An 11982-nucleotide genomic window follows, 5' to 3' on the forward strand; every position below is an offset into this window, starting at 1 on the left:
ATATGCCGATAAGCGCTAAAACATCTTATAAGCGCTTAACCAAAGCTGATCGTTATCTTGATGACGGGTTACTGCCTGACCGGTTCGGTGTGCCCAGGTCAGATTCAAAAAATAATCTGCCGGGCGTGCGAGAGTGATATAGGAACCAAAGCCAGATATGTTGATATTATTTTCAGAGAGGCCCACGATAGGCTGGCGATAATAAGCCCCCCACCCTTGGTCGAAAAACGCCGCTACGGTAATTTGATGCCCATAGCCAGCCCAGTCCGGAAAATCAGGCTGCCAGCGTGTGCGCAATTCTGTGGTAAAAATTGTCCCTTTATCGACAGAGCCTTCGCCAATACCATAGGCACGAACCGCCAGTGGCCCGCCCAAGAGTAATTTTTGCGAGCTGTCCAGATTTTTACTGGCCATTTGACCGGTAAATTGATTGAAGAAAGAGAAGTGAGACCCAACGCCCTGATCATGGCCGGCGCGATAATTAAAGCGGCTAAAATTACCGCTCACATGGGTCAGTGTATTTATGCTTTGGCTGTATTCGTCATCCAGTGCAAGATCCCCTGCCGTGCCCAGTAAATTGAAATTACTGAGCCCACGGGGTAAGGCAGTAAAAGTGCCACTGATACCAAATTCGCCCGCATTCAGGTTACGTTTTTGTTCTGGTAACAGGATTAATGAATCACGCATTCTGGCCTGATAATAACCCGCATTTACATCAATCCGTGCAGCAGAGGTGCGTATCCATGGATGTCGTAAATTGATGCCCCAGGTAGTAGAGTGACCATGTGCATCTAATACGGAAAACGGCCCCGTTAACGTATAATCCAGATAGCTATAATTAAGTGCCGCCCGGGTACCATAGCTATTAATGGGAAAGTTATAATCCAGCAAGCCATTAAAGACATCTGCCGAGCTGGATAAAATTAAATCGGCCCGTAATTGATCTCCCCAGCCGGTGAGGTTATTAAGCACCCCTCCGGTTAACAGGCGATTATGACCAGAATAATCATTTCCCTGATTATCGGCTGCAAGATAAGCCATCATTTTTTTTCCGGGTGTAACATCAGCATAAATTCGGGTCATTCCAGATTGAGTACCCGGTTTTAATGCCAGAGAAGCCTCAACGCCCGGTATTTCATTCAAAATTAGCGCCGTGCGTTCAAGGCGAGATAATTCAACGGGAGACGCAGCACAATCTTTATCACCAAAGAACCCAATTTCTTTACTACAACTATTACTTTCAATCACCGCAGTAATAAAGCGAGAATTCAAACCACTTTGGTTATTTAACTGAGGTTTGTCTAATCGACCCGCAATAACGCGCACCACAATAATACCGTCTCGAATCGTTTGTGGTGGTAATATTACCTGAGCAGCGACCCACCCTTTTTTCCGATAGAAACGAGTCACGGCAAAAGTCATGGCTTGTAAATCGTTAAATGTGAGTGACCAATTTAACCAAGGAGTGATCACCGCCTGTAAATCCTTATTGTCAGCGGCAATGCCAGGCTGAAATAACGAGACATCGCCCTCAAACCTAACCCTTTTCAGGGTAATACGTTCACTCGCCAGTGCCCCCTTTAATGGGGTGGATTTACTTAATTGAGGAAGCTTGATATCCGTTTCCTCTGGTGCGTTCAATGGCTCTATTGTTGTTTGCCTAATCTCATTACTGATCGCCCCCGCATTTGGCACATTTAGCACTTGAGGTGCGGCAATTAATTGCGAGCAGAAAAGAGAAAAAAAAGCTAATGAACTGAATTTCAATGGGCACCATAACATGCCATGGAAATATAAAATCCTCATAAATACACGCCTGATAAAGATAGAAATAACGCCAGTAAAAATAACAATAAATATTATTATTTAGTACTAACCCATACGGTTGTCATTAATTAATAAATGCAGATATCAGTCTAATATAAATATTTACACAGAAAGCCACAGGATAGTGACAGGTATTAATAAGTCACATACTCAATAAAAACTCACCGTAAACTTAGACTAATTGCCGCCACAGGTTTACGACAAACAGTAATTTGAGATAGATATAAAAAAAATCATAAAAAATGATGGTAAGTCTAAAGGTGTAATTATTTTTAACTACAAGAGTATTGTTTATTAAATACAAGTAATTACACGTAAGTGAATGAATATAATGGATTATCACTTCAATCCAACACAGTGGTCATACCAGTACTCGTTATTTTTAATGAAAAAAATGATATTAAAATAAAAAAAGATAAAATAAACAATACTAATAGTTAGGTAAAGCAGTAGAAGAATATAAATAAAGAAATAAGATAAAAAACATCAATTTTATGGAGATAAACAAGATAATATCATGCGTAAAAATAAACACACTAATGGTAAATGTAAAAATAAAAAATCTATATTTGTTTGCAGGATCCTTATTATTCATTGTAACTTTCACCACCTAATTCATTGGTGCTATAGGTAGGTAACGAATGACAAATTGATCAGGAAGCAATCTGAACAGCATTTATGCTAGCTCGTAGGGTAAGCCTCAGGGATGAGGCTATTAATTTTAAGGTCAACGACAAGTAAGTGAGCCGGGTGAGTGAGCGCAGCTAACACCGCTGCGGTATCAAGGACAAAGGGGATCAGCTATATTGGCGGACGCGAGCAACAAAACCGCCTACACCATCAACATGTGGTGCCGCCAGAATCAGGGCTCGCCCCAAACTTAATGCGTGGCGCTGGCATGCACGGCGCATCTCTTCATCGTCAATAGAATCCAAATCAGCAACGTGGGCTAAACCAATGGTGCGGCGAATTAACTCACTACCACAATAACCAATAGCATCCCGCCAAACGTGCTGTAGAAATTGCGTAGCATAACCTTCCACCGCCAACGCGGGATCCTGTGTTTTTTCCTGACTTAAGACCAAAAAACGGGCGGCGAATGTTTGCCAAACCGTTTGGATATCTTTCAGTCGTTGTTCACGCCCCGCCGCCGCATCACGGGGACCCGCTAATCCCGGTAACCCACAGTAATTAAGCAGTAAATTCCCAAGCGCAGTACCAATATCAAAACCAATAGGGCCATAAAAACCAAATTCAGCATCAATAGTTTTCAAACGGCCATCAGCAACAAAAATTGAACCACTGTGAATATCGCCGTGAAGTAATGCCTCTGCCTGACTCAGGAAGCGATGTTTCAGTGAGGCTACAGCTAACTTGAGCGCCTTATCCTGTCTTAACGACAACACTTCTGGCAAAAGTACCGGATCAAAGTTATTACGTTCGTGATCAATATAGGGGTCGGTAAAGAACAGATCTTCGGTGATTTGGCATAATTCTGGGTTGGTATAACGGCTCACCGCCGCTTTTTTCGCTTGCGCAGACTGGTAGAAATCAGAGGTATGGAATAACGTCTGCGCTAAATATTCACCCAGTTGTTCTGCTGCATGTGGGTAATAATTTCCCTGAATCAACTCGTGACGCCAAATATGGTGATCAGATAAATCTTCCTGCACCATCACCGCCAATTCCGCATCATGGTGCAGCACCTTCACCGTATGTTGCGGGCAGAATTGGCTGTGTGTCAGCAATGTTTCCGCCTCAATGCGCGCACGATCCAACGTTAACGGCCAGGACTCCCCCACACAACGCACATAAGGAAGAGCCTGTTTAACGATCACACGGCTTATTCCTGCTGTATCACAAATTTTAAACACCAAATTGAGGTTTCCATCCCCAATTTCATCAGCCGTCACCAAGGCCAGTGGATCGGCCACCTGACCAAATTGGCGTGCATATTCAACCGCATCCGCAGCAGTAAACATATGGTAGCGCGACATATTCAACCTCGTTGTTCTTTACCTGATTCAGATTCACTCACCGCCAACCACTTCCTTAGCCGTGAAATTATTTCCTGTTAAAACATAAAATATTCTGCATTTAGGTGTAAAAACATATGGACGTCTATACATCCGCAAAGCATGTTGGCAGAATAAGAAACCAGATGCAATAACGCAACATGGATTTAACTGACAATGCAGACGCTTAACACCCTCGGCTTACAGACCACCAGCTTAAAAATTGTCAATGGCCAGCTTTGGATCCTTGACCAACAGGCACTGCCACAGCGTCAAGAGTGGCTGCTAGCCGATACCGTAGGTTCGCTGATTGAACATATTCAGGCGCTACGGGTACGCGGTGCGCCACTTATTGGCTTGTCAGCCAGCCTGTTACTGGCGCTACTGGCAGAACGTGGTTTATCGCAGGCGCTACTTGAGCAGGCATTGATTGCCCTGCGTGAGTCGCGACCGACGGCCGTTAACCTAATGAATAATCTGGCACGGATGCAGCAAGCTTTATTACAGCCCAATTGGGTTACTGTGATGGTCGCTGAAGCGCTACGATTAATCGATGAAGACCGTGAGTTGTGTGAGCGTATTGCCCAGCATGGCGCGGCACTGGTTAAACCCGGTAGCAACCTATTGACCCATTGCAATACTGGCGGGCTGGCCACTGCCGGGATCGGCACCGCGATTGGCGTCTTACTGCGCGCCCATCAACAGGGCAACATCCGACAGGTTTGGGTTGATGAAACCCGGCCCTTATTACAAGGTGGGCGTTTAACCGCCTGGGAATTAGGTGAATTGGGGATTCCCTATCAATTGATTTGCGATTCGATGGCCGCCAGCCTGATGGCTCAGGGCCAAGTGGATGCTATTTGGGTCGGTGCTGACCGTATTGCAGCCAACGGTGATGTGGCGAACAAAATTGGCACCTACAGTCTGGCGGTATTGGCGCATTACCACCGAATCCCATTCTATGTTGCCGCACCACACACCACCCACGATCCAGATTGCCCTGATGGGGCGGCGATCCCGATTGAGCAACGTGCTGCCAGTGAGGTGACCGGTGTCTCTGGCGGATTTGGTCATTGCCAGTGGGCACCAGAAGACGCGTCGGTGTACAACCCAGCCTTTGATGTCACCCCAGCGGCATTGATCAGTGGTTGGGTGTTAGATAGTGGAGTGATCACACCTGAACAGGTCGCGGCGGGCTTTTTTCAGCCTCACCGCTAATGATGCCTGAAGTTTTATATTTCTTAATTTAGGCGAGGATAGGCGTCGGCAATATTATCGCCGGTAGAACGTGCTATCCAGCCTTCCGGGTTATCGAACACGCGGATAGCCGTGAAATTAGGTGCTGATCCCATATCGAACCAATGAGGGATATCCGCCGGGACGGATAACAGATCATTTTTTTCGCACAGAATCTGGTAAACCTGCTCGTTCAGATGCAAACAGAACAGCCCGCTACCTTCAACAAAGAAACGCACTTCATCTTCACCGTGGGTATGCTCAGATAAAAATTTCTCTCGCAGTGCTTCACGTTGAGGATTATCGGGGCGCATGCTGATGACATCCCAGCTCTTATAGCCATTTTCTGCCACCAGCCGATCAATCTCATGCTGATAAGCCGCAATAACGGCCTCTGGCTGTGGGTTCTCACCCAGCTCACAATCTGCCTGCCAGCGCTCAAAGCGCACCCCGATAGCCGTCAACTGCTGTTGAATTTCTTCAGCATTGTGGCTCTGCCACAACGGTTTTTCTGGCTGTTGGTCGCTAAAAATCGTTAATCCGCTCATGCTGTAAACTCCCCTAAACAATCATGCTGTAAACTGACCTAGAACAATTACTCTGTAAACAGACTTAAAATAATCATTCGGTAAACGGACCTAAAATAATTATTCAGTAAACGGACCTAAAACAATCTGATCAAAACGATTAACTTGTGGATGAGCGCTGTCATTATCGGGTAGATCACGAATCAACTGACAGGTATGCCAGCCAGCAAGCTGTGCGGCATCCAGTTCTTGGCGAATATCGGATAAAAATAGCAGGGCCTGCGGCGCAATACCCAGTTGGCTGGCAATATTCTGGTAAGCGCTCACTTCTCGTTTTGCGCCCACGCGGGTATCAAAGTAGCCACTGAACAGCGGACGTAAATCCCCGGCATCGCTGTAGCCAAATAACAACTTCTGGGCCGCTACTGAACCAGAAGAATAGACATACAACTTCAGCCCCTGTTTTTGCCAATCAGCCAGTTGTTGGGCAACCTCCGGATACAAATGGCCGCGAAAATCCGCTTGCAAGTAACCCGTGCGCCAGATAATGCCTTGAATGGCCTTCAATACGGTAGATTTGCGGTCTTCGTCCATAAAACCATGCAAAACGGTAATCAATGTTTCAATATCGGCATCCGGTTGTGCAATTTCGCGGCGTAAATCGACCAGTAGAGCGGCGATATCGTCGTCCTGCTGATGCGCACGTAAGAAAGGTGTCAACCGCTCACGGGCATAAGGAAACAGCACTTGATGGACAAAACGGATGTCAGTGGTGGTGCCTTCAATATCGGTAACAATGGCCTGAATCATTTGGCCTCCACTTTAGGATTTACGTCAAATTTAGGATTCACATCAAATAAGCGACGTTGCAGCTCGCACTGGAACAAAAACTCCAGCCCTTCCAGATGGCGACGGGCTTCAACCACGTTGGTGCCCCAACAGTACAAACCATGACCACGGACCAAAAAGCCATACTGCAATGGGCTATTATCAGCATAAGCCACCACCCGCTGTGCCAATGCAGGAATATCCTGGTCATTGTCAAAAATCGGGATCACCACCGCGTCCAGATGGCTGCGCTGACCTGACAACGATTTTTGCATCTCATAGCCTTGCAACACCAACTCATTACTGCGCTCAACCCGTGACAGCACGGTGGCATTCACCGAGTGCGTGTGTAGCACCGCATGGATTTCAGGATACAGGCGATACAGCAAGGTATGCAGGCCGGTCTCTGCCGACGGCGTGCGGCCACTCGGCACATGGTTATTGGCGGTTTCTACCAGCAGGAAATCTTCTGCGGTCAGGCTGCCTTTGTCTTTACCAGATTCAGTGATTAAACAGTGGGCCAAATCCAGCCTCAGGGACATATTACCGCCAGTCGCCGGGCACCAGCCCTTCTCGCCGATCCAGTGGCAGGCGGCTAACAGCGCGCCAAGTTGTCTATTTTCGGTCATTGCATATCCCTGTTATGGTGTTTGTATTGCCAGTATTTGTACTGTTTTAGCCGTTTAAACATCTAAGCGTCTTGATTGCCAAATCTTAACATCGTGTTATATTTACGGCAACATACAGCGCCAAGAGTATTCATCCGCCATGAGCACTTTATCTTTTATTCCAGACAGTAAATTGCCTGCGCAAGGCACCACTATCTTCACGCAAATGAGTGCATTGGCACAAAAGCACCAAGCGATCAATTTGTCGCAGGGCTTCCCTGATTTTGATGGGCCGGATTACCTGAAGCAACGGCTAGCCTATCATGTCAACCAAGGTGCAAACCAATATGCTCCGATGATCGGCGTCGCACCACTGCGTCATGCTATCGCGGAGAAAACGGCCAATATCTACGGGTGGCAACCCGATGCCGAGCACGAAGTGACCGTGACCACCGGGGCCAGCGAAGCACTATTTGCTGCCATCACCGCCCTCGTTCGTCCTGGTGATGAAGTGATCTGCTTTGACCCCAGCTACGACAGCTATGCACCGGCGGTCAAACTGGCGGGTGGCGTGCTCAAGCGGATCACACTAAAACCCCCTGCTTTTACCACTGATTGGGCTGAATTTACCCGTCTGGTCTCTGAACGCACCCGCCTGGTTATCGTTAATACCCCCCATAACCCATCGGCCACCGTTTGGTGTGCAGAAGATTTTGAACAGTTGTGGCAGGTCATTGCAGAACGCAATATTTATGTATTGAGTGATGAAGTTTACGAGCACATCTGCTTTAGCCGTTCAGGTCATGCCAGTGTGTTGGCCCATCCGCAACTACGTCAGCGAGCCATTGCCGTTTCTTCGTTCGGCAAAACCTTTCATATGACGGGCTGGAAAGTGGGTTATTGCATCGCACCCGCCGCTATCAGTGCCGAAGTTCGCAAAATTCATCAGTATCTGACATTCTCCGTCTGCACACCGGTCCAGTTGGCATTGGCAGATATGCTTAATGCCGAGCCAGAACACTGGCAGCAGTTGCCTGAATTTTACCGTGCCCGCCGCGATTGTTTCGTCAATGCACTGGCGACCAGTCGCCTGAAAATTCTGCCAAGCGAGGGGACCTATTTCCTGTTGGCTGATTACAGCGGCATTTCAGATCTTGATGATGTTGAGTTCTGTCAATGGCTCACCGAGCACGTGGGCGTTGCTGCAATACCGTTATCGGTATTTTGTGAAGCTCCGTTCCCCCATAAATTGATCCGGCTGTGCTTCGCCAAACAAGATGCCACGCTGGACGCCGCCGCAGAGAGATTATGTCAACTTTAAAACTGACGTTATTGCAGCAGCCGCTGGTCTGGCTGGATACACAAGCTAATTTTCGTCATTTTGAGACGCTACTTGAACCGTTATCGTCGCGGGATGTGATTGTGTTACCGGAAATGTTTACGACCGGTTTTGCCATGAATGCCGCGGAGCATGCACCGCCAGAAGCGGAAGTTAGCGCGTGGTTAGTGCATTGGGCCACCCACACCAATGCGCTGATTGGCGGCAGTGTAGCTCTGATGACACCAGAAGGCGCGGTCAACCGTTTCCTGTTAGCGGAACCAGGTGGGCGTATCCATCATTATGATAAACGCCATTTATTCCGCATGGCCGGTGAACACCATCACTATCAGGCAGGCTCTGAGCGTAAAGTCGTGGAGTGGCGCGGCTGGCGAATTTTCCCTCAAATCTGTTATGACCTGCGCTTTCCGGTCTGGTCACGGAATCAGCAAGATTATGATTTAGCGCTGTATGTGGCTAACTGGCCGACCAAGCGGACTCAACACTGGCAAACATTATTGGCCGCTCGCGCCATTGAAAATCAGGCTTATGTCGCCGGTTGTAACCGGGTTGGTGATGATGACAACGGCCATCATTACCAGGGCGATAGTCTGATTTTGGATGCGCAAGGTGAAGTTTTGGCCCAGGCCACACCGGGGCAGGCAGCACAATTAGAGGCTGAATTGTCTTTAGAAACTTTGCAGCATTATCGTGAGGGGTTTCCTGCCTGGCGCGATGCCGACCCTTTTAAGCTGTTATAACGCCCCCTACGCGCCGGTACCTTTGGGGGGAGCCTCAGGGATGAGGCTCCCCCTCAGACTGCTGACAAACCCCGATGACGCGATCTTGAACGGTGAGGATAGGCAGAGGAGTAAAGCGTCCGCGCCAGGGAGGGCGCGGCTCGAGCCTACATGGATGTATTTACGGCGTCTTTACTATCTGCCTGTTCTCTCCGTCGCGGGCACTTTGTCAATAACCTCACCCTGAGGAGCTGACATCAGTCAGTGATTCAAGCGAGTGAGAGCCGCTAACACCGCTGCGGCGTCAAGGACGAAGGGGACGTAAGAACAGCCTCCAGATACGCCTGAATAGCCAGGGCGACATCACTACTCGTGACGGACTCATCTGGATGATGGCTGACTCCGCCTTTACAGCGGACAAATAGCATCCCGACTGGCCAGCACTCCGCCATGGCTATCGCATCATGGCCCGCACCACTGGGCAGCGCTAAACAACGGCCCTGCACCTTGCTGATACTCTGGCTGATGCACTGTTGCAAAGCACTATCACAAGCCGTTGCATTGATACGGTAAAACCCTTCGGCTGCAAATGTTATGCCACGACGGGTGGCAATCGCTTCAGCTTCAGCCAATAAACGGGTCAATAAATCATTCACCCCACGGTCATTTGGGCCGCGAATATCCAGTGTCAGCCTCACTTGACCGGGGATCACATTCACCGCACCAGGCAGACACGTCAACGTCCCTACCGTCGCTACTAAGTGTTCCCCCTGAGCCGTAGTCAATACCTCAACGGCATATATCCATTCAGCGGCACCGGCCAATGCGTCTTGCCGTTGCCCCATCGGTACGGTCCCCGCATGGCCCGCCAACCCGGTAAACTGGCAATGTAAACGGCGCGCACCGTTAATATCCGTCACCACACCCAGCGCCAGACCCGCTTTTTCTAAACACGGCCCTTGCTCAATATGCAGTTCAAGATAGGCGCAGAAGGCATTGGCTGCACGCGCAGATTGCCCGATGTCCATCGGATCTAAGCCAGCACGAACCATCGCTTGCGCGACACTGATACCCTCGGCATCGGTCGTATTTAACCACTCCATAGGCCAACGCCCTGTCACCCCTTTACTGCCGAGCAGGGTGATGCCAAACCGCGTTCCCTCTTCATCAGCAAAACCAATCACTTCAATGGCGACCGGTAACCGTTGCTGATGACGATGTAAGTACCCCACGACCTCCAGCGCAGTTAATACCCCCAACATGCCATCATAGCGGCCCGCATTACGCACCGTATCCAGATGAGAACCTAACAAGATGGCGGGGGCATCCGGTTGTAGCCCTTCATAACGACCACAAATATTCCCCACGGTATCCTGCCAAACCTGCATACCAACCGCTTGCATCCATTCACCGACTTGCCGATTTGCCTGTAAATGTTCAGGAGATAGATAGACCCGAGTCAGCCCTTCGGGGGATTCACTGATTGCCGCCAATACGTCACTACGGGCCAAGACCCGTAATGCAGCCTGTTCAGCCTCAATATCCGGCAGGGTTACGCTCATCAATTCACCCCATTCAGTTGAGCACTATTCCTTTGAGCACTATCCGCCTGATGAGCACTATCCACCTGATAGACATCCCATGCGGCTTGTAACCCTGCGCCCTGAACCGTGGTAAACCCTAAACGGTTCAATACCGCCTCCAGCGCCACTAGCGTTTGCATGACACAATCTTTACGGGCGTTATACCCCATGGTGCCGATACGCCAAATTTTGCCATTCAACGGCCCGAACGAGGTACCAATCTCAATACCAAAGTCATTCAACAGCAGTTGCCGCACTTGCTCACCGGGAATACCTTCTGGTATGACTACGCCCAGTACGTTATTCATACGATGCTTTATATCACCAAACACCGAAAGCCCCATCCCCTGAATACCGGCCAACAGTGCGCTACCGTGTAAGGCATGGCGGGCGATCCCATGATCCAGCCCTTCCTCCAATATCACCCTGGCGCATTCACGTGCGGCGAATAACATACTGGTGGCTTCGGTGTGGTGATTCAGCCGTTCCGGCCCCCAATAATCCATGATCATGCCCAGATCAAAGTAATTGGAGTAGATCATCTCCTCGTCGCCATCGATATGATCCGCAGTACGAATACCCTGCTCAATACATTTACGCCGACGAATTTGTTCGGCGAATTGTTGGCTCAGGGTAATCGGTGAACTGCCGGATGGCCCGCCAAGGCACTTTTGCAACCCAGCAGAGACCGCATCCAACCCCCAGGCATCTGTTTCTAATGGGTTCCCACCCAGTGACGCGGTGGCATCGGTATAAAACAGCACCTGATGGCGGCGACAAATATCCCCCAGCTCAGCCAACGGTTGTAACATCGTGGTAGAAGTATCGCCCTGCACGGTCAGTAGCAGGCGTGGGCGGACTTGCTTGATGGCATCTTCAATCCTATCCGGGCTGAATACCTCCCCCCACGGTGCCTCGATGATATGCACTTCAGCACGGCAACGGCGGGCAATTTCACACAATAAATGCCCAAAACGGCCAAAAACGGGTACCAGCACTTTGTCACCAGGGCGGATCACCGACATCAAAACCGCCTCGATACCCGCACGAGAGGTTCCATCGATCAACATTGTCCAGCGATTCTCCGTACGGAAAACCCCCCGATACAGCGCCATTACCTGATTCATATAATCGGTCATCGCCGGATCATATTGACCGATCAACTGGCTGGACATCGCCCGCAATACCCGTGGATCGGCATTGATAGGCCCTGGCCCCATTAATAAACGGGCAGGTGGATTTATCTGCCTGAACAAGGGATTAGGGTTTATCTCTGACATGAAAATCTCCATTCTTTATA

General features: G+C 49.2%; 10 protein-coding genes. 3 read left to right on the forward strand and 7 right to left on the reverse strand.

The annotated features are described in order from the left end of the window. Nucleotides 1-15: 15 nt before the first annotated feature. The gene (locus AC971_RS06985; protein ID WP_025382766.1) at nucleotides 16-1806 is read right to left on the reverse strand and encodes a ShlB/FhaC/HecB family hemolysin secretion/activation protein; all 1791 of its coding nucleotides are present in this window, start codon (nucleotides 1804-1806) and stop codon (nucleotides 16-18) included. Between the two features lie 818 nt (nucleotides 1807-2624). Further along, the gene (gene mtnK / locus AC971_RS06990; protein WP_025382765.1) at nucleotides 2625-3824 is read right to left on the reverse strand and encodes an S-methyl-5-thioribose kinase; all 1200 of its coding nucleotides are present in this window, start codon (nucleotides 3822-3824) and stop codon (nucleotides 2625-2627) included. 195 nt (nucleotides 3825-4019) lie between these two features. Between mtnK and mtnA the strand changes: the two genes are divergently transcribed. Next, the gene (mtnA, locus tag AC971_RS06995; protein ID WP_025382764.1) at nucleotides 4020-5060 is read left to right on the forward strand and encodes an S-methyl-5-thioribose-1-phosphate isomerase; all 1041 of its coding nucleotides are present in this window, start codon (nucleotides 4020-4022) and stop codon (nucleotides 5058-5060) included. A gap of 23 nt (nucleotides 5061-5083) precedes the next feature. Here mtnA and AC971_RS07000 read toward each other — a convergent pair whose 3' ends face one another. The 3 genes from AC971_RS07000 to AC971_RS07010 form a co-directional block, all read right to left on the reverse strand. Continuing rightward, nucleotides 5084-5626 carry a 1,2-dihydroxy-3-keto-5-methylthiopentene dioxygenase gene (locus tag AC971_RS07000; RefSeq protein WP_025382763.1) on the reverse strand — a complete coding sequence of 181 codons (543 nt, stop codon included), beginning with the start codon at nucleotides 5624-5626 and terminating at the stop codon, nucleotides 5084-5086. A gap of 99 nt (nucleotides 5627-5725) precedes the next feature. After that, the gene (mtnC, locus tag AC971_RS07005) at nucleotides 5726-6415 is read right to left on the reverse strand and encodes an acireductone synthase (RefSeq protein WP_025382762.1); all 690 of its coding nucleotides are present in this window, start codon (nucleotides 6413-6415) and stop codon (nucleotides 5726-5728) included. Further along, complete coding sequence (locus AC971_RS07010; RefSeq protein WP_025382761.1) at nucleotides 6412-7062, reverse strand: methylthioribulose 1-phosphate dehydratase; 651 nt, start codon at nucleotides 7060-7062, stop codon at nucleotides 6412-6414. The genes mtnC and AC971_RS07010 overlap by 4 nt, the downstream gene beginning before the upstream one ends. 139 nt (nucleotides 7063-7201) lie before the next feature. On the opposite strand from AC971_RS07010, the gene AC971_RS07015 reads away from it, so the two are divergent. Continuing rightward, nucleotides 7202-8362, forward strand: a complete 1161-nt coding sequence (locus tag AC971_RS07015) for a pyridoxal phosphate-dependent aminotransferase (RefSeq protein WP_025382760.1) — start codon at nucleotides 7202-7204, stop codon at nucleotides 8360-8362. Then, complete coding sequence (locus AC971_RS07020; RefSeq protein ID WP_025382759.1) at nucleotides 8350-9120, forward strand: amidohydrolase; 771 nt, start codon at nucleotides 8350-8352, stop codon at nucleotides 9118-9120. Before AC971_RS07015 ends, AC971_RS07020 begins: the two co-directional genes overlap by 13 nt. A gap of 266 nt (nucleotides 9121-9386) precedes the next feature. Here the strand turns inward: AC971_RS07020 and AC971_RS07025 are convergent, their stop codons facing one another. Continuing rightward, entirely contained in the window at nucleotides 9387-10661 is a 1275-nt protein-coding gene (locus AC971_RS07025) for an allantoate amidohydrolase (protein ID WP_025382758.1), read from the reverse strand. After that, a complete protein-coding gene (locus AC971_RS07030) occupies nucleotides 10661-11962 on the reverse strand; it encodes a pyridoxal-phosphate-dependent aminotransferase family protein (RefSeq protein WP_025382757.1) in 1302 nt (433 codons plus the stop codon). Before AC971_RS07030 ends, AC971_RS07025 begins: the two co-directional genes overlap by 1 nt. Nucleotides 11963-11982: the final 20 nt, after the last annotated feature.

The sequence above is a fragment of the Yersinia similis genome, assembly GCF_001053095.1.
Lineage (GTDB): Bacteria > Pseudomonadota > Gammaproteobacteria > Enterobacterales > Enterobacteriaceae > Yersinia > Yersinia similis.